Source organism: Shewanella sp. Actino-trap-3 (assembly GCF_002836275.1).
GTDB classification, from domain to species: Bacteria; Pseudomonadota; Gammaproteobacteria; order Enterobacterales; family Shewanellaceae; genus Shewanella; species Shewanella psychromarinicola.
In genome coordinates, this window is the sequence record NZ_PJCE01000001.1 from 1,327,373 (window position 1) to 1,347,217 (window position 19,845).

The 19,845-nt window shown below is 42.4% G+C and carries 16 protein-coding genes; 8 read left to right on the forward strand and 8 right to left on the reverse strand.

What is annotated here, in order from left to right; translation table 11 throughout:
• The first annotated feature begins 405 nt into the window (after positions 1 to 405).
• The 3 genes from CXF80_RS05710 (at position 406) to CXF80_RS05720 (ending at position 4,162) form a co-directional block, all read left to right on the forward strand.
• The gene (locus tag CXF80_RS05710) at positions 406 to 3,591 is read left to right on the forward strand and encodes a YdbH domain-containing protein (protein WP_101031970.1); all 3,186 of its coding nucleotides are present in this window, start codon (positions 406 to 408) and stop codon (positions 3,589 to 3,591) included.
• 64 nt (positions 3,592 to 3,655) lie between these two features.
• Positions 3,656 to 3,814 carry a YnbE family lipoprotein gene (locus CXF80_RS05715; RefSeq protein WP_101034683.1) on the forward strand — a complete coding sequence of 53 codons (159 nt, stop codon included), beginning with the start codon at positions 3,656 to 3,658 and terminating at the stop codon, positions 3,812 to 3,814.
• Between the two features lie 15 nt (positions 3,815 to 3,829).
• Positions 3,830 to 4,162: a YdbL family protein gene (locus CXF80_RS05720; RefSeq protein WP_101031971.1), complete on the forward strand. Its 333-nt coding sequence runs from the start codon at positions 3,830 to 3,832 to the stop codon at positions 4,160 to 4,162.
• 51 nt (positions 4,163 to 4,213) lie between these two features.
• Here CXF80_RS05720 and CXF80_RS05725 read toward each other — a convergent pair whose 3' ends face one another.
• The 4 genes from CXF80_RS05725 to CXF80_RS05740 all read right to left on the reverse strand — a co-directional run bounded on the left by CXF80_RS05725 (position 4,214) and on the right by CXF80_RS05740 (position 8,074).
• A complete protein-coding gene (locus tag CXF80_RS05725; RefSeq protein ID WP_232772196.1) occupies positions 4,214 to 4,603 on the reverse strand; it encodes a hypothetical protein in 390 nt (129 codons plus the stop codon).
• A 33-nt stretch (positions 4,604 to 4,636) separates the two neighbouring features.
• Complete coding sequence (locus CXF80_RS05730) at positions 4,637 to 5,227, reverse strand: GNAT family N-acetyltransferase (RefSeq protein WP_101034684.1); 591 nt, start codon at positions 5,225 to 5,227, stop codon at positions 4,637 to 4,639.
• A gap of 196 nt (positions 5,228 to 5,423) precedes the next feature.
• Positions 5,424 to 6,047, reverse strand: coding sequence for a 2OG-Fe(II) oxygenase (locus CXF80_RS05735; protein WP_101031973.1), 624 nt, complete (start codon positions 6,045 to 6,047; stop codon positions 5,424 to 5,426).
• Between the two features lie 230 nt (positions 6,048 to 6,277).
• Complete coding sequence (locus CXF80_RS05740) at positions 6,278 to 8,074, reverse strand: SulP family inorganic anion transporter (RefSeq protein ID WP_443018995.1); 1,797 nt, start codon at positions 8,072 to 8,074, stop codon at positions 6,278 to 6,280.
• A 405-nt stretch (positions 8,075 to 8,479) separates the two neighbouring features.
• Between CXF80_RS05740 and CXF80_RS05745 the strand changes: the two genes are divergently transcribed.
• Positions 8,480 to 9,646 carry a multidrug effflux MFS transporter gene (locus CXF80_RS05745; RefSeq protein ID WP_101034686.1) on the forward strand — a complete coding sequence of 389 codons (1,167 nt, stop codon included), beginning with the start codon at positions 8,480 to 8,482 and terminating at the stop codon, positions 9,644 to 9,646.
• Between the two features lie 127 nt (positions 9,647 to 9,773).
• On the opposite strand, the gene CXF80_RS05750 is transcribed toward CXF80_RS05745, so the two are convergent.
• Complete coding sequence (locus CXF80_RS05750) at positions 9,774 to 10,109, reverse strand: hypothetical protein (RefSeq protein WP_101031974.1); 336 nt, start codon at positions 10,107 to 10,109, stop codon at positions 9,774 to 9,776.
• 423 nt (positions 10,110 to 10,532) lie between these two features.
• Here CXF80_RS05750 and CXF80_RS05755 point away from each other — a divergent pair, with 423 nt between their 5' ends.
• Together CXF80_RS05755 and ilvN are read left to right on the forward strand one after the other, a co-directional pair.
• Positions 10,533 to 12,251, forward strand: a complete 1,719-nt coding sequence (locus CXF80_RS05755; protein ID WP_101031975.1) for an acetolactate synthase 3 large subunit — start codon at positions 10,533 to 10,535, stop codon at positions 12,249 to 12,251.
• Positions 12,251 to 12,745, forward strand: a complete 495-nt coding sequence (gene ilvN / locus CXF80_RS05760; protein WP_101031976.1) for an acetolactate synthase small subunit — start codon at positions 12,251 to 12,253, stop codon at positions 12,743 to 12,745. The genes CXF80_RS05755 and ilvN overlap by 1 nt, the downstream gene beginning before the upstream one ends.
• 222 nt (positions 12,746 to 12,967) lie before the next feature.
• On the opposite strand, the gene CXF80_RS05765 is transcribed toward ilvN, so the two are convergent.
• The 3 genes from CXF80_RS05765 to pdsO form a co-directional block, all read right to left on the reverse strand.
• Entirely contained in the window at positions 12,968 to 13,594 is a 627-nt protein-coding gene (locus CXF80_RS05765) for a class GN sortase (RefSeq protein ID WP_101031977.1), read from the reverse strand.
• A gap of 14 nt (positions 13,595 to 13,608) precedes the next feature.
• The gene (locus CXF80_RS05770) at positions 13,609 to 15,834 is read right to left on the reverse strand and encodes a marine proteobacterial sortase target protein (protein ID WP_101031978.1); all 2,226 of its coding nucleotides are present in this window, start codon (positions 15,832 to 15,834) and stop codon (positions 13,609 to 13,611) included.
• Positions 15,835 to 15,934: 100 nt separating this feature from the next.
• Entirely contained in the window at positions 15,935 to 16,696 is a 762-nt protein-coding gene (gene pdsO / locus CXF80_RS05775) for a sortase-associated OmpA-like protein PdsO (protein WP_101031979.1), read from the reverse strand.
• A gap of 247 nt (positions 16,697 to 16,943) precedes the next feature.
• Here pdsO and pdsR point away from each other — a divergent pair, with 247 nt between their 5' ends.
• On the forward strand, positions 16,944 to 17,633 hold the full coding sequence (pdsR, locus tag CXF80_RS05780) for a proteobacterial dedicated sortase system response regulator (protein WP_101031980.1): 690 nt from the start codon (positions 16,944 to 16,946) through the stop codon (positions 17,631 to 17,633).
• 3 nt (positions 17,634 to 17,636) lie between these two features.
• The gene (pdsS, locus tag CXF80_RS05785) at positions 17,637 to 19,808 is read left to right on the forward strand and encodes a proteobacterial dedicated sortase system histidine kinase (protein ID WP_101031981.1); all 2,172 of its coding nucleotides are present in this window, start codon (positions 17,637 to 17,639) and stop codon (positions 19,806 to 19,808) included.
• Positions 19,809 to 19,845: the final 37 nt, after the last annotated feature.

The following is a 19,845-nucleotide window of genomic DNA, read 5'->3' on the forward strand; positions in this document are numbered from 1 at the left end:
AAATGGTAATAACGATGTTTTGACAAAAAAAGGCGCTAATCAGCGCCTTTTTTATTAGGATTAACACTAGATTACACCTAGATTAATAATGTAATAGATTTAAACAATTTGATGTTAATACCATGCTAAGCTAATCAATTTATGGGTATAACATTTAATAAGTCACTCTTTGTTAGTCACTAATTATTAGTCACTTACTGATGAATTGAATTGTTTACCCCCATATGTTTTCATCTTAAGTTGCACTGGATAAACAATGTTTAATACCACTTACAAAGTGTTTGTCAGAAGCTAAGATAATGAATAGCATTGTTGTAATGAGTGATGTTATGAACCTCATACAACCAATTCATTATAACGAGCACCTTGTTACCATTGAACAAGCAAACGTAAAGCGAGTTACTATTGCGCATATCTAGCCTTAACAAGATCTTACTCTTTATCCTGTTTTGCACAGCCGCTTTAGTGTGGGCCATCATCGAAAATGCCAAGCCTCTTGCGGTCAAAATACTGAATAACTTATTGGCTGATAACCATATCGAAGTCCTTAACTTTGATGCGGAATATGTCTCATTCAATCATCTTTATATTCCTAGACTGGTATTGAAAATTGAAGACAGTCATATCGCGATTCAAGAGTTTAACCTTGAACTGCGAGACAGCCTGCAAATCCTTAAAAACCAACAAATCAGCGCTGACGATATTGTAAGTATCAAAACACAAAGTGTTTATGTTGATTTGGGTGACAGTTTTTTCATTCGTCAATCACAACAAACTGAAGAATCACCGGCTGCAATGCAACTCAACCTGGCTAAATTGCCGATGATTGAGTTAGGTGAAATTAACATTAAGCTTCCTGTGCTAGATAAAAATACCCCACAGCAACACACTTTAAAAATGGACCAGCTCACATTGACCCAAAAAGGTCAGCTAAATACTTTGTGGCGTTTTAATGACTTCCCGCTATTTAGTCTCAATGCCACCTTAGACAAACGTGTATGGCAATTTACCACCCTGGTTGATTTAGGCTTAAGCTATCAGGGGCTTGAGTCGTTAGAACAATATTTAAGTTTATTAACCAGCAAAGCGCACTCACAACAAGCGCAAACCAATAATATGCTTCATGGTTTACACAAACAGTTATCACAAATACTGCAACCCATTCGTCAGCAGCAAGTGACCATTGACGGCCTGTGGACAGCCAAGAGTAAAATAGATTTAATCAGCGGCGAGATGAGCAGTCAACAATCGATAGACGAGTTCTCCTTGCACTCTCCACTGTGGCCCAGTGTCTATTTTGCGCCGCAGCAACCGGTTAACGTCGTGCTTAATGTGGGTAACTACCCAATAACGGCATCGTTAGACAACAACAAAACCACTGACACATTCGCGATAAAAATCGACATTGCCCCAATAAACTATCAACTGTCACCCTCTGAGCACGACAGAAACCAGTTAATTGCATTATTAGCCGATGATCATGCTAGTCAAATAGTACACATCATTGAACAATTAACCCCTAAATCGGCTTCCCAGCCAGCCCACATTAATGTGCAGATGGCCTATCCTATTGAAGTTGTTCTTCCTCTGCAAAATGATGTTTTACCGCTGCAGATGTCAATCCCTGATCTGGCGGTCAGCATTGAAGGGTTATTGCTACAAAGCAAGCTGAAACTGGCACATACTATATTCAACAGCCATCAACAATTTCGCAGTGATGTCGACTGGGATCTAACCTTAGCGACGAGTAAAACGGCCAACAACAAGAGCGAACAACTAGTACAAAAATCTACCACCGACAAGGCTACGGTCATAAAACCAGTAACCGCCAGCGTAAATAAAAATGCATCCGTACTAGTCGCCACGCCTGCGCCAAGTGCTATAGATATTAAAGCCTTATTCCCTGAGCTCCCCTTAGATCAGCTTTCGTTGTCAGATGCAAAAGTGCATTTAGTCGGTCAAATATCACAGCAACAACATCAATTAACACTGTCATTACACCCGAGCTCCAGCCTAGCCGTCAACCACACAAGCTTCTCGCGCAGCATATCCAGTGATAATGAACAACACACCAAACAGACCAAAAACACCTCTACACAATTGGGTTCATTCGGGTTTACTATCAACGACACATCGACCATGACATTCAAACAACATAATACTCAAATCAACCTATCACCGTTTACCGTGCAAATTAGCCAACTTATCGCCCAACAAGCAATCCATTCGGACAAAAGTAAACTATCGACCACACAGGCCTCGGTGAGTAAAGCCGATATTAGTATCAACCAAGGTTTATCCTTAGCGTTAAATCAACATGATGCCATCGAAAAGTCGCTAGCACATTGGCTACAAATCCCGGCGACTAATGACATAAGCTGGCGCATCAATAAGCTCGACATAACAAAACAACTGGGCAAAAATCGCCGCCAACCTCTGCTTGCGCTGGATAAGCTTAACGTCACTCAGCAGCTTACCTTGTCCAAAGGATTACTGGTGGGTAGTGAGCAATGGCAACTCGATACACTTAACTTAAGCAGTTATCACTTACTCAAATTTGCCGATAAAAAAAGTCCATTATCATTAGCGGGTCAATGGACGTTTGATACCGACATTGAAGCAGCAATGAAGACATTACAAAAAGTCCAACCGTTACCCAGTGATTTGTCTATTCAAGGCCACAGTAAACTTGTAGCAGGCTTTGCATTAAGTGAAATAGACAACACCAGTCAGTTTGAAATGAAAATTCAACAGCAGTTATCATCCTTGTCAGGTCAATGGCAAGATAAATCATTTACCGGTGGAGACGTGTTTGCCCAATGCCAATATAACTGGCAGCAAACTCACGATGGTCCTAATACTCCTGCTGCTGAAAAACACTTTGCCCACAGTCAATTAGTCTGCCCACAAACCGCAATCAGTTTACAGCAAGCTAAGCTTGGGTTATCGCTAACAAACTTGAATCTAAATGCCGATATCGAACTCAATAAAGATGGCAACAAAACGCCGACCAACTGGTTACAGCAAGTCACAGGGCTAAGCGAAACCAACATTAATCTTACCGCCAGCGGTGACATGCTTGATGGACGCTTTTTATTACCTGAGTTTGTGCTAAAACTACATGATAAATCTTATGGATACTTGTTATTACAAGGGCTCAGTTTAGAGACGTTTTTACAAGAGCAACCGCAAGTGGGTGTTAAAGCCAATGGCTTATTTGATGGCGTATTACCTGCTGAGCTCGTTGACGGTAAAGTGACTATCGAAGGCGGGAAACTCGCCGCACGAGCACCTGGCGGATTAATTGAAGTTGCCGGAAATCCTGCAATGGATCAGCTAGAATTATCTCAACCTTATCTTGGATTAGTCTTTACCGCACTTGAGCATCTTAACTACAGTGAATTGGCGAGTACATTTGATATGACGCCAAGCGGAGAAGCGGTAATAAATATTGGTGTAAAAGGTAATAGCCGTGGAATTGAGCGCCCTGTTCATCTCAATTACACTCACCAAGAAAACTTAATTCAATTATACAAAAGTACCCAGATCAGCAATCAACTCCAAAACAAAATTGAAACAAAAGTCCAATAGCAGCATAAAAAGGATAGTCCACGTGAAATATTCATCGATATATTTAGTTAGTCTTAGCACCATAATGGCATCGTTATGGCTCTCAGCCTGTACGCCCACGGTAAAGATAGAACCACCCGATAAGCCTATTGTAATTAATTTAAATGTTAAAATTGAGCATGAAATTAAAATTAAAGTGGAAAAAGAGCTTAATAATCTACTTGAAAATGATGAGTTATTTTAAGCTGAGGTGATCAACATGAAATCGACATTCACTCTAGCAACTGCAATATGCTTAACCAGTCTATTATGGTGTGCCACCGCGTGGGCAATGACATTGCAAGAGGCCAAAACGGCCAGAATAGTGGGTGAGCAACCCAATGGTTATTTAGGCGTTGTCATTGAATCACCCGAAACGCAACAGCTAGTACTCACCATTAATGCCAAACGCAAACACTATTATCAAATCATCGCTAATCGCCATAATATTAGTCTTGATAAAGTCGCGACACTCGCGGCACAAAAAGCCATTGAAGCAGCCGAACCTGGGCATATGATCCAAACACCACAAGGGCTGTGGCTAAAAAAATAACCACGCGAGTTACCTCAACGTGGTTATGTCTTTTTACAAAAAATAAGCGGATTACATGGTCGCCATGGTCCAATAATCTAAGCGTTTTTGTGGGTTGGTTACGATCGATTTACAGCTATCTTTGTATTTTGACATCAATGCGCCTAAATTATTCGACCCAGCTAATTTATCAATTTGCTGTTGTTTAGCTTCGCTAACATCTGTTTCAACTTTTGCGGGTGCACGATACTTGCCCGCTATAGCGACAGCATCAATTGCAGATATTTTTAAACGATCTCCCACCGCTTTCATTTGTGGAGCGTTCATCGCACCAATCGCTTCTGAACTTATTTGATAATAAGCAGCACATTCTATTAACTCATCAGTAAATGCTTTTTCTGCAGCATCTTCTGCATATGCAGACATACTCACACACATAGCCGAAGCAGTAAAAATCCACATAGCAGATTTGTTCATGGTTGTTTCCCTTCATTTTTAGAAATTTGTAGATAATGTTAACGATTGATAATGCGCTAAACGAGAGCTTAAAAACTGTTCAACTTGAGGCCATTCCGTTTCAATAATCGAAAACACGACCGTGTCGCGAATGGTACCATCTGCTTGAATTTTATGATTTCGTAATATGCCATCTTGCTTGGCGCCCATCCGCGAAATAGCATTTCGAGAGGCATGATTATGCCAGTGAGTCCTAAATTCAACCGCAATGGCATCTAAGGTATTAAATGCATAACGCAGTAACAATAACTTGGATTCTGTATTAATAGCACTTCGTTGATAGGATTTAGCGTACCAAGTGTAGCCAATTTCAAGCCTACGATGGGGTTGTTCCCAATGACAAATACGAGTACTACCAATGATATTGCCTGATATTTTATCACGCACCGCAAACGCGACCGCTTCGCCTCTTTTTTCACAGGCTAGAGCATACTCGACATACGCTTTCATACCCTCGAAATTGGGGATTTGTGTATACCATAATTTCCACAACTCACCATCGTTAGCCGCCAGAATTAAGCCTGGAACATGCTCTAAAGATAACGGCTCTAAGATGACATGTTCACCCATCAAGCAATCTTGCCTATTAATCCAGCTCAAATTAACGCTCCTTTCGTTAAAAGGTTACATTACCTTAACTGCATATAGATTTACAGTCAGTACCAACAATGTTTATATCCATCCCCAAAAAACATTGTTTTGGGTTTGTTGCTAAAATGCGAGCTAAAAGCGCTTGCTAAATGCGGAGTTCATCACAATAGAGTGATTAAAAACCGTGATTGGCGTTACTCACCCTAAACCATCCGGCAATACTATTACGGGTTTTCATTGTTGGCCTGACTTCATGGGGGAAGCGTTCACTTAAAAACAGTACCAAGGTACCAATATTCGGATTAACGACTTCTAGTGGTAAATCAGACTCATCATAAAGAATCAATTCACCGCCGTCGTTTTCTTGCCAATCAGGGTTTAAGAAAAATACTGTCGATAAAATACGATTTTGGCTGCCATGAAGTGAATCAAGGTGTTTTTTATAAAACGCACCCGGCTCATACACGGCATAGTGACTTTCAAAATCAAATAGTCCCATAAACAAACGTCGATTTAGGCCATCTTTCAATTGGTTCATAACCAATATATATTCTCGGTCAATATGATCTTGATTGTCCAGCCAGCTAATTTTATCGCAACGAACTTCAGTATTGATTTGCTGTTCTATACCTCGACCGATAGCCGCTTTTTTAAATTCAATATTTTGCTCAGCTTGCATTTTTTCAAGCAAGGCTAAACTTACATAATCAGGAATGATATCTGATAAAAGGATATACCCTTTATCGACTAACGCATCGGCGATCACATCCAGCATTGCTTCACTTATTTGCGAAACCATACATGCCACATCCAATAGAAAGACTACGCTTTTTACTTTACTCAAGGGCCCATAAATAAAATTAAGGCCCTTATTTTCGAGGGGGCGTCATTACAAAGTATGATTACCATACCCTAGTTATTTGGGCGATGTTATAGAACAACATCGTCGTCGACACTATTTGTAAACATAAATAATTTGTAAAAAATTAAACAAAAAACCACAAGAGTATTTAACCCAAAGGGATAAATTTAATTGTGTGTCAATACGATCTCCGTTGATTCATCAGTATGACCACTATCGAGCTTTTGTGCTTCATTAGCCGCAATATGGCTTTGATGCATCTTCAATGCAAGATATAAATCAGACCGAATAGTGATCCCCTCATCCCCTGACACCATCTCTGTTTGTTCAAACCAACTCAATAATTGCCTTTTACGCCCAGCCAACACTAAACTAACCCCGCGCTTTTTGAGCAACACATCAATATCGGATAACATTGCCATCACACTCAAATCTAAATGTGTAAAGCAAGGTACAGCATCGATAATCACGCAATCGACCGTTTCAAGCTGATTTTGTCGTGCAAAACGCTCTAATAAGCGACGCTTAAAATAAGTAGCATTAAAATAGGTTAGTGGAGAATTAAATCGATAAATAAATATCCCGGGGATGGGAGCCGCTTTATCACTGCTGTCTAGGCTACGGATAATGCCTTTAGAATCAAGTCCAAGCACTTGGTCTGTAGGCCGCATTACCGTGCGAAGGAACTGAAACAAGCCTAATAAAACCGCCAGAGTAATCCCAGGGATAACCCCAATAAAAAGTACCGCAAGGAAAGTCGTTAAGGCTAAATAAAATGCTTGGCGATCGCGTAAACGTAAACCCCAAATAGCGTTTAGATCAATGAGGTGTACTGACGCAATCACTAACACCACCCCCAATGCTGCGCTGGGAATAAATTCTAATGGCGCCGTTAAAAACACTGCAACAATGGCAATCAATACTGCGGCAATCACGGACACTAATTGGGTTTTACCGCCATTGGCATCGTTTACTGCGGTGCGGGAATCAGCACCACTCACGGCAAATCCTTGCGATAAAGCGGAAGCAAGATTGGCTAACCCTAGTGCTTTAAACTCTTTGTCAGCATCAATGTCGTAACCGTTTTTGGCCGCAAAACTGCGGGCTGTCAGCATCATACTCACAAAACTGACCATGGCTAAATTCAGTGCCGGCATAACTAACTCACGCGCAATACCAATGTTAAACACTGGTGCTTGAAATGATGGCAAGCCTCCAGCCACGCTACCAATCACCGCAACATCATAATCGGTTAAATGAAAAATCCACACCAACCCGCCGCTCACAGCAATAGCAAACATTGATGCTGGCCATGTTGGTTTTAAGCGTTTCATCAAAAAATAAACTATCACAGTGAGAATGGCCATCAATAACGTCGGAACATGAGTTTGTGATAAATAACTCGGCGCACCGCCTAAACGCTCAAGTAAGTATTTTTCATCAAAGGTAAAGCCGAATATTTTTGAAAATTGCCCAACAATAATGGTAATCGCGACACCGTTTAGTAACCCCATTAAGATCGGTTTTGACAAAAAGTCCGCTAGCACACCTAATTTAAACCGACTCGCAATCAAGCACCAAAACCCCGTCATCACGGTCATGGTCATGACTAATTGCCAATGCTTAAGACTATCCCCAGCCGCAAGAGGTGTTACAACAGCAGCAATAACCGCACATGTTGCGGCGTCAGGCCCAACGATAAGTTGTCTTGATGTGCCAAATAAGGCATAAATTAGCATAGGTAACACACATGAATACAAACCTACCGCAGCATTGACGCCCGTCAACTGCGCATATGCAATTGCCACGGGCAAAGCGACGGCGGCAACAGATAAGCCTGCGCGAACATCATCTTTAAGCCAGCTTCGCTCGTAACGAGAAAAAGTCTCTAAACCAGGCATAAATCCATATAACCGACTCAGTAGCACAGTAACCTCAATAAAAATAATGTAGGCATTTATCATAGTTTTATTTCAAATTAATTACGACATATTCACGAGTGATAAATAAATATTTTGTAAACAAAAAACGCCAAGCGAATTAGGCTTGGCATTTTGTACAACAAGTCAGTCAGTAAACTAAAATTCGGTTACTCACCAAAGGGAGTGATTGGACCCATTAGAGTGGCGGGTTAATGACCTAAATACTGACCCTATGTATTCAAAAAAATTCCCTATTTGACTCTAATGCAAACACCATCCACCTATATTATTCATTACAAAATCAGCCTCAGTAAATGCCTAATAGCATGGTAGACTAATGTTGATTTAGCATTATCTGCAGCAACACCTAAAGTACACGAGGTTCACGTGGTATCGCCATCAAAGTTTAATTCATCTCCTGTATCAGCGGGTATCCCCCATTTAGCGATGCTAATCCCCATGCTTGCCGCCATTGTCGCCATTACACCTCTCGCTATCGACATGTACTTACCGGCAATGTCCACATTGGCATTAGGGTTTGATACCGACATCACCACGGTGCAACAATCACTCAGTATTTATTTGGCGGGCTATGCATTGGGCATGCTGATTTTTGGTCCACTGGCCGATAAAATTGGTCGTCGACCACTGGTTATTTTTGGGTTGTTAGGCTTCACATTGATAAGTTTGTTAATTGCACTGAGTACCAGTATTGAACAGTTTTTGATGCTGCGCTTTGCCCAAGCATTCATTGGCGCGGCGGCCACGGTTGTGGTTCCGGGCTATATTAAAGAAATTTATGGCGACAATACGGCCAAAGGTATGTCGTATGTCAGCCTCATCATGATGTTGGCACCATTACTCGCCCCGACGATGGGCAGTTTGATTATGGAACTCGGCGATTGGCACCTGATCTTTTTAAGTCAAAGTTGCTATGCCATTACGCTACTGGCTTTAGTGTTATTTAAACTTAAAATGCCCAGCGATAAGGACTTAGGCGGGCGCAGTCAAAAATCATTTTTACGCGCCTACTACACCGTATTTTCCCGTAGTGGGGTCAAACTGAATTTATCTAGCGGCGTATTAACCTCATTTGCCTTCTTTTGCTATTTAACCGCTTCGCCATTTATTTACATGGAAGTGTTTCATTTAGATAAATCGTTATTTGCTATTTTATTTAGCACCAATGTGGGCGCCTTGATGCTGGCTAACATTGTTAATTCCAGAATTGTGACTCGATTCGGGTCAAAACGCATGTTGCATGTAGCCACCTTTTTTTGCTCCATTGCCGCAACAGGCTTGTTAGCGGTTAATTTACTGGAGTTAAGTTATCACTTTACCGTGCTGATGCTAATCCCATTAATGGGCTCCCTAGGTGTAATGTCGGTCAATGCTGACGCCATCGTATTAATGAAATTCAAGCAAGAAACTGGCACAGCAACAGCCGTTATCGGTACCCTCAGATTTGGTTTTGGTGCTGTCGCGGGGCCATTACTGGCGTATTTTTATGACGGTAGCGCAGTGCCTTTTTCGGCGTTGATGCTTAGTGCAGTATTATTAGTTGGGGTGTGCCAGTTTTTTCAAAGTACCTTACCGAAAAATGATGCCGGCTAACTAACACTGCGGTAAACAAGGATAAGGCCATTAATATCGATGGTCTTGTCCTTATGTGAACGCCAAAATATTGAACCCTACCCTTCACTTAAATCAGTTCCATGAATAGCTTATCTAACGCTACAAATCACTTATCAGAACGACTTACTAATACGGAAAATCTACCCGTTACTCTGTGGCCTTTTTGTTTAGCACATATTAGTGAATAAATAACAAACGAAATCGCTGAACTAATCAAGCTGGTAATAAAAAAGCCTACAAACATGTAACCCATTATCCAGGTGTCTAATGTTGATCCGTCAATACCCGGCTCTGCGCCAATTATAACCACGGCTCGAAGTAAAATCGTTATCACAATGGCAAAGGTAAAACTAATCAATGCGGCTATTTTCATGTAAGAATTGAAACTCAATTGAACTCGAGCTTCATATCCATAAACTTGATTAAATTTCTGCGATTCCATGTCCGCCCTCTTAGTAACATTACCACCCCCCCCCCTTTACAGCAGTTCAGAGGCAGAGTTCATTAACCGACCTCACCCTACATTTGCAGTTTATCTAGTCTAAAACCGTTAGATTTTGATTATAGGTCTTATGGCGCCTTGCGATTACTTGTACATCTTATATACCGCCCCCAAATAAGTTCATAAACATGAAACTATTTCAAGCTTGAAAAATAATTAACTAAAGTAGTTGCAGTAAAAATAAATTTACATAAGATGGAAGGAAGAGCTAAGTCAGTCTCTGATGGACAAGTTGTTGAATTTAACTGCTGTTAATTCAATCCTCGAGTTTGAATTACCCTTCAAACTTATTTATTCAAACGATTACCGTCGTTGTATACAAGATACTGTTTACCATACGGTAACTTAACAAGGATTTATTTCATGGAAAAGCTTTCTGGCGCGAATATGATCGTGCGCTCATTAATTGATGAAGGTGTCAGCCATATCTTCGGTTATCCCGGCGGTTCAGTATTAGACATCTACGATTCTCTGCATACAACATCTGGTATAGAACACATCTTAGTTCGTCATGAACAAGCTGCGGTGCATATGGCTGATGGCTATGCACGAGCCACGGGTAAAGTGGGCGTAGTGTTAGTGACTTCCGGTCCTGGTGCAACCAATGCCATCACAGGTATTGCCACCGCTTACATGGACTCCATTCCATTAGTGGTGTTGTCTGGTCAAGTGCCAAGTAATTTAATTGGTAATGACGCCTTCCAAGAATGCGACATGATTGGTATTTCACGCCCTATCGTAAAGCACAGTTTTTTAATAACCGATGCTAAAGACATTCCAGAAACGGTCAAAAAAGCCTTTTTCATTGCCGCGACAGGTCGTCCCGGACCCGTCGTTATTGACTTGCCAAAAGACTGCTTAAGCCCAGATATACTGCATGAATATGTTTACCCAGACAGCGTTAAAATGCGCTCGTACAATCCAACGACAGCAGGTCATAAAGGCCAAATTCGTCGAGGCTTGCAAGCTCTACTGGCCGCTAAAAAGCCGGTGTTATATGTCGGTGGTGGCGCGGTTATCTCAGGTTGTGATGCACAACTCCTTGCCCTTGCGGAACGCTTGAACATTCCCGTAGTCAGCACCCTAATGGGATTAGGCGCCTTTCCTGGCACCCATAAGCAGAGTTTAGGCATGCTAGGAATGCATGGTTTATATGAAGCCAATATGGCGATGCACAACACCGATTTAATTTTTGGTATTGGGGTCCGTTTCGATGACCGCACCACCAACAATGTTGAAAAATATTGCCCCAATGCAACCATTTTACACATCGATATTGATCCATCGTCTATTTCTAAAACCGTCAGAGTCGATATTCCAATTGTTGGCTCTGCCGATAATATTCTAGATGGTATGTTAGATCTACTTGATGAGTCTAAAGCCACTAATGATGTTGCCGCTATTACCGCATGGTGGGGCGATATCGAAATTTGGCGCTCACGTAAGAGTTTAGAGTTCGATCGTACAACCGATAGGATCAAGCCACAGCAAGTTATTGAAACATTGTACAAACTCACTAATGGTGACGCTTATGTGGCTTCTGATGTAGGTCAACATCAAATGTTTGCCGCCTTGTATTATCCTTTTGATAAACCCCGCCGTTGGATTAACTCAGGTGGATTAGGCACCATGGGCTTTGGTTTACCTGCGGCGATGGGCGTTAAGATGGCCTTCCCAGAGGCAACCGTAGTGTGTGTCACCGGTGATGGCTCTATCCAAATGAATATTCAGGAGCTTTCAACGGCACTACAATATGATACTCCTGTTAAAATCATCAACTTAAATAACCGTTTCCTTGGTATGGTAAAACAATGGCAAGACATGATTTACTCTGGTCGTCATTCCCATTCTTATATGGATTCTGTGCCTAATTTTGCCAAAATTGCAGAAGCCTATGGTCATGTTGGTATGAACATTAATCATCCAGATGAACTTGAGTCTAAGCTGGCTGAAGCGTTAGCGATGAAGGACAAGTTAGTGTTTGTTGATATCAGCGTAGACGAGACCGAACACGTCTACCCTATGCTCATTCGCGGCGGTGCGATGAGCGACATGTGGCTAAGCAAAACGGAGAAAAGCTAATGCGTCGTATTATTTCTGTATTACTTGAAAACCAACCGGGCGCATTGTCACGAGTGGTGGGGTTATTTTCTCAGCGCGGTTACAACATTGAAAGCTTAACCGTTGCGCCCACTGAAGATATTACCTTGTCACGCTTAAATATTACCGTGATTGCCGATGCAAATATTCTTGAGCAAATTGAAAAACAATTGCATAAGCTTATCGATATTTTAAAAGTGGCTAACATTACTGAGTCGCCCCACATCGAACGTGAAATTGCCTTAGTTAAAGTTAAAGCTCAAGGCGATCAACGTGAAGAAGTTAAACGCACGGCGGATATTTTTCGCGGTCAAATCGTCGATGTCACCGCCAATATTTATACTATTCAAATGGTCGGAACCAGCGATAAAATTGATGCCTTTATCCATGCGATCACCGATATGACCAAGGTGATTGAAATATCACGTTCAGGTGTGGTCGGTTTAGCCCGGGGTGAAAAATCAATGAAAGCTTAATGGCAGCTTGGCTAATAGAAAAGCAGAGTCCTTTTGGGCGCTGCTTTTTTATTGACGATAAAGCGAAGTTACCGATAATATTTCACTGACTTCGCTTTAATTTGTACATTAGCCTTCAATCAAACATTTGGCTTCAACGCTAAAGACTTTCATGCCTCTGAACGTCCAAAACCGTCAAACTTTCCAGTCTCCACTATCAGCAAGTCATTAACCGCATTATCGCTAGCTGTATAACGGTTTTGCCTCCAAGGGTTTAGCTTCAACAATATATCGATATTCAGCATTACCGCTGAGTTGATCAAATGGATAACAGGTTATCAAGGTTAAGTGACTCTCTGGCGTGGGGGCAAGCACCTCAATGTCGGTTTCATGTACTACTTGTGTCGCGGTTATTTGATATAACACCCGTTCGCCAGCAGTACTATAAAGCTCAATAATATCGCCTATTTTAACGTATTGTAAACGCATAAAATGGCTGTCACGATGGCCCGCAATGATCATATGTCCCTGATCCCCCAACGCCGCGCCGCCTAACATCAACCCAGGACCAAAGGCTAAATTGCGCCCAGATGCCCCCGCTAACACATATAAGTCACTCCCCAATGGTTGTAAACCATCGGTTTGTTGTTGCAACACGCGCATTTTAGCCACCGGGTGGGTGTCAGCCCAAGACCAAGGTTTATGCGGTTGATTATCCACCAACGTTTTTTCAAATGCTCGCTCAATCAAAAATTGGGCAAAATGGGCCTTAGCTTGCATATAACCTCCCTGTATCAATAGTCCACACCCCAACACACTTGTCAGCACAATAACAATCCAGTGCTTGGCCGGTGATATTGTTCGCTGCATATTCTACCTCCAACTTACTCATTTGATTCAATCACTAACAATTGGCCCGGTAAGCATTGTCTTAACCATAAATAGTGCAGTAATCCTAAGCTCAGCATGCTAAAACCAATTAATAACCATAACCGACTGCTGGTCCCCGTTTGTGGCAACACTTGCGAAGACGACGGTGCAGCTTGTAAACCATGGGGCATATGAGGCTGCAATTTGACATCAATGGGGCTATCAATCAATGGATTCACCGGAGTGACATCCACTGCGACTAAACTCGTTTGGCTGGTCACTAAGTGATACAAGATCCCTAATGCTTCCACTTGTTTATTGACGCGGTCGCGGCTGGCATTGTCTTTATAAAGCTCAAGTGATGTTATTTGCGCATTTGCCCATAACAAATCAATGCCCTTAGCAGCTTGGTTATCTTCAAAATCAAGCTGTTGCTGCCAATACTGGCCATTAATATTGCCCGACACTATGATGGGTTGCTGTTGATGTGATGCAGATTTAATGCTTACCCAAATCGGTTCGTTTTGATATAAATCGCTAATCGTCGTCGGCCAATAATCTGGCACGCTGCCATCAAGGTAGTGCAAGCCAATATTGGTCAACACCGGCTGCTCAATTTTATTCAGCAATTGCTCAATTTTTTGCTGCACTTCTGACTCATCACCAATGTAGGTAAATGTGCCACGTCCCATAGTCGCGGCTCGGCGCATAAAATCTGAATTTGGCGCCGAGCCAATACCCACGGTGAATAAGCGGCTGTCACCCAATTGATCGTTAATAAGCTGATACAACTCATGTTCGTTGCCAACAGCGCCGTCGGTCATAAAAATCACTTGGCGCAACATATTACTGCGTATATCGGTTTGATCAGAATCTTGCTGCACACTATCCACCAGCGCGGTTTGAAGTGCACTGCGCATTTCGGTGCCACCATCAGCCTCTAATGCATAAATAAACCGCTTGGCTCGATCAATATTACGACTATTGGCTGGCAATGGTGTCGCTGACAACATGCTCACGTCACTATTAAATTCGATAATATTAAAGGTGTCGATATCACGCAGCCCCGCAAGCGCAAATGGCAACGCTTGTTTGGCTTGAGTGATTGACTGACCTGACATTGAACCTGAGGTATCGATCACCAAAATCAGTTCTCGAGCAATAAGATGTTGCTCACTGACCTCGACACTGGGCGGCATTAACATCACCAGCGAGTACAAACTGTTGTCGACGGGATGGGATTGTCCTTGCAATGGATCGGTGCCATTAACCTTGTTGATTTCAAAATAGCTTTTAACATCGGCTTCATCATGGGTTTTACCGGTTTGATAAAAGGTTGCCGCTTGCGGTAATGCGCCAACATTGGCTTGCCATTGCAACACAAAATCGCGGTCGGCAATTTGCTTACCAGCAAAACTCACACTGTATAGATGATCCTTGTTAGATTGTTTAATCGGATGATACAGACTGCTAAGGGATGTCAATTCAAAACCAGCATCAATGCTCACTTGCATATTGACCTGCGTATCGATCTGCGTGTTGATCTGCGTGTTGGCCATTAATTCAGGCTGAGCTTGCACAACGGGCATAGCCTCAATATGGCTAGCAGGCTGAGCTAGCGGCTCTGCACCATGATTATCTTGCGGGTTATAACGCGGAGTAATCGCTAATGGGAAACGTAAACTAAATACTCCATCGCTATATTCAATCTTTTGCTGATAACTGATTTCAACCACTAATTGTCCGTGCGGCGCTAAGTTAGCTACCTCTGATATAAACAAGTTACGTCGCTGTTGCTGTAACAAGCTAGCCTGTTTGCCTTGCTTTTTTGCGGTTTCAAAAGTGTGTAACGCTTGTTTTTTAGGTTGGATTTGTCCGCTAATGACTTTGTCACCGATGCGTAACGCCATGCTATCGACTGCTGCCGTTTCAGGTAACGGAAATAAATAGCGCCCATTAACCCATAGATCCGAGTCATTAATAAAAACTTGTTTAACCGTGACTCGATTAAGTAAGCCCGATACTTTCATACTGACTTGCGTGTCCAAAGCCAAGGCTTGTATCACCTGGCCTTGTTGAAAATACACTAAGCTGCCTTGGGTGATATCGTCATCTTGATATCCTGCCGGTGATGCATGCACAGTTGTAAAACTGGCATTAACAACAATAAATAGACATAAGTACAGCAACTTACCGACATGATGTACAGACAAACGTGTTACAAAAAAAAATGGCTGCATAGCGGATCCTTACCCATAGGCTGCAACACCATTGTTTGCGCCTATGGGTCATATTCAAAACAACAAAGAAAATTGACTGGGTATTTAACTCGTGGTGAGTTTAATTCGCGGCTAATTCAGCACCCGGCGCCATTAACTTGATCGTAACGCGACGATCAAAAAAGTCATTTTCAAAATTTTGTTGTTGGTGCATTGGCAAACTAGCGCCATAAGCTTGTCCGTGCAGACGTTGCCGTTCAATACCCTGTGCAACCAAATATTGAGTTACTTCAGCCAAACGTTGCTCAGACAAAGCTTGGTTAAAATCATTATCGCCACGGCGGTCGGCATAACCGGTTAAATCAATGGTCAGTTCTGGTGACAAGTTCATCATGTAAGCCACATTATCTAACTGCTGCTCGAATAATGGTTCAATATGGCTCGATCCTGTCTTAAACTGCACATGCATCCCAATAGTTAACTCATTAAGTGTTCGTTGTTGATTGGCTTTTTGTTCTGCTAAGCTCGACTGTAATTGATAGTATTTATCTGACACCTGCTCCAATGTTTGCTGTTTAGTGTTGAGTGCTATTAATTGCTCGTTGGTTTGAGCCAACTGTTGATTTTTCGCCACTAACTGTTGTTTTTGTTGGGCTAATTCGGCATCGTCTCCAACCGTTTTACCAATAAATGTGCCAGTTAATGCACCAATAAAGGCACCAACAGGGCCGCCAATCACAGCACCCAGTACAATCCCAGAACTTAACCCCACCAGTTCTTCAGTGTGTTCACGTTCAGCAGAAATGTCAGCGTCATTCGCCCAGCTCATATTTGAAACCATCATAGTGCTGATCATTGTTGCGGCAATAAGTTGCTTTTTCATAAAGAATCCCTTTTAGCGGTAGTTTAAAAATGAATGTCATCATCAATACATGAGTTAATGTGTGGCTGATTAACTCTATGTCGCTATTAAACACCCCATACATGGCTTTATTTGGGTTCAAAAATGGCAATGTGGCGATCAAATGTGGCAACAATATGGCAATTGCCGCTGACGGCTTTTTTGGTCGATAAAATCCTGTATAGTCAGCACTGTATCCATTTACCAGCTTATTGATTGAAATCAACTCATGAAACGAATTGCCATTGTTGAAGACGAAACCGCTATCCGCGAAAATTACAAAGATGTCCTGCAACTGCAAGGGTATAGCGTGCAAGCCTATGCAAATCGGCCAGCAGCCATGCTCGCCTTTAATGCACGTTTACCAGACTTAGCCATTATTGATATTGGTTTAGAGCATGAAATTGACGGCGGTTTTACCCTATGCCAAGCATTACGCGCGATGTCGAGCAGCTTACCGATTATCTTTTTAACCGCTAGAGACAGTGACTTTGACACCGTTTGCGGCCTACGTTTAGGCGCCGACGACTACTTATCAAAAGAGGTCAGCTTCCCTCATTTAATGGCCCGTATTGCAGCCCTATTTCGCCGTTCTGAATTGATCGGTTCAAGCCTAGTTGAAGACAACTTACTCGAGCGCGGTCACCTCACCATTGATGGCAACCGTATTCAGGTATATTGGAAGTCGCAACCGATAGAACTGACGGTCACCGAATTTTGGATGGTTCACGCAATGGCAAAACACCCAGGCCATGTGCGTAGCCGGCAAGATTTAATGCAAGAAGCCAAAATTTACGTCGACGACAGCACCATTACCTCACACGTTAAACGCATTCGAAAAAAGTTCATCGCCATCGACCCTGAGTTTGACTGTATCGATACCGTTTATGGCATGGGTTACCGCTGGGACAATATCTAACAGATGAATTTACCGATAGGGCTGCGTGCCAAAGTCGTCATTTTATCGCTGTTTTTACTCTGCCTACCTTGGTTAGGGTATGAATATGTATGGGAAATGGAAAAGTACCTCCGTTATGGTCAAGAAAAAACCCTCGAAGGCACCACCCAAGCCCTTGCGACTGCCCTGCATGAACGGCCTAAGTTATTTGACAACCAAGCCAGCTTTTTAAACCAAGTTGAAAAAGGTCGCGACTTATATGCCTACCCACTCGCAGGTCCTATTCAACTCGATGGCAAACTGGCTGATTGGGATTTATATCAACATCGCATCCTTAACTACTCTGATGAACATGTTATTTATCAACATAATGAAGCCGACCCTATTGATATTAATTTTACTCACATGGTGGGAAAATATGGCGGTTATCTCTATGGATTTTTTAACGTCAGTGACCAAAGCCTGATTTTTCGTAGTCGTAATAGTTTGCGGATTGATAGAAATGATCACTTAGTGATGGCAACTCAATCACCCGATGGTCAGTTCAGACGCTATATCATTGCCAATAGTAAAAGTGGTTGGTTAAGCGCATTTGAATTACCCGCCGATCCCAGCCAATCGATGCCCGTCAGCCCAGAAGTCCGCATTCAAGGCCAATGGCTAACAACAAACAAAGGTTACAATATCGAATTTAGACTGCCACTCGATATGGTTGGCAGTAAATTAGGGTTTGCGATTCATAATGTTAACGATGCTAAAACTCGTCAACTGGTCAATGTTATTGGCACATCCGCCACCGATTCAGTCGCCAGTTTAGGCACGGTATTAGTGCCCTCTCCTGAAATTGAAAAAATCATTAAAGGCATGAGCCATAACAGCTCACGGATCTGGGTGGTCGACAATCATGGCCGCGTATTGGCAAAATCGGGCGATATTCGTTCATCATCTAACACCTGGGCCGATGACCTTAACGTCAATCAACCAGACTCACTTTGGCTGCATTTTAAACAGCAATACATATTGCCGCTGTACTACAAAATATTGACTCGTCCACCGCAAAATTTTATTGATTCACTGCAAGACTCAACCGAGCTCACTGGTAGCCACATTGAAAAAGCCTTAAGCGGTAAACAAGGCTCAACATGGCGCCTAACCCCAGACAATAAAGCCGTGGTACTGGCGGCTGCTAGTCCTATCTGGATTGACGATAAAGTGATGGGAGTGGTGATAGCAGAAGAAACCACACACGGTATTCGTAGTTTACGTAATCGCGCGCTGGAAAAGCTGTTTAACGTCATTTTAACCGTGATGAGTATGGGCACATTAGCCTTGTTTATCTTTGCCTCGAGCATTTCAAGTCGCATTCGTCGTCTGCGCGACCAGGCCGAATTAGCTATCGACAGCCAAGGTCGAGTGAGACAACAAATTGTGGCATCAAAGAACCGCGATGAAATTGGCGACTTGTCACGCAGCTTTTCAAGTATTGTAAGCCGCTTAGGTCAATACACTCATTATTTAGAAAACATGTCGTCACGCTTGTCACACGAACTGCGCACCCCCGTTGCCGTAGTACGTAGCTCGCTTGAACATTTAGGCTTGCAGCAACTTGACGAGCAATCACAAAAGTACGTTAATCGTGCGCAAGAAGGCGTCAGCCGATTGCACCTTATTTTAAATAATTTAAGTGAAGCAACCCGTCTAGAAGCCAGTTTAACTCAAGCAGAAAATTGTCGTTTTTCATTAAAAAAAGTCATCAGCGGTTGCATCCAAGGTTATCAGATCACTTACCCGGACCAACGCTTTAGCGTCCACATTGAAGATAAAGCCATGTTTTGCGATGGCGTAGCTGAATACATTGCCCAATTAATGGATAAACTGATCAACAACGCAATTGAGTTTCACCACCCCGATAGCGCCATCACCGTCAGTCTGAGCCAATATCAAAAACAAGCGATATTAAAAGTCAGTAATATTGGCCCTTTACTGCCCAAAGACATGAACAGCCAAATTTTTGAATCTATGGTGTCAATCAGGCCTCAAGGCATTAATGGCAAGCCCCATTTAGGCTTAGGACTGTATATTGCGAGATTGGTAACCGACTTCCATCATGGCACCATTAAAGCAACCAACATCATAGAGGATGGCATCGAAGGGGTCGAAATGTGCCTCAGTTTACCGCTAAGTGATGAAAAATAATCAACCTCAGCATTTAGGCGCTATTAAATGTGCTCGT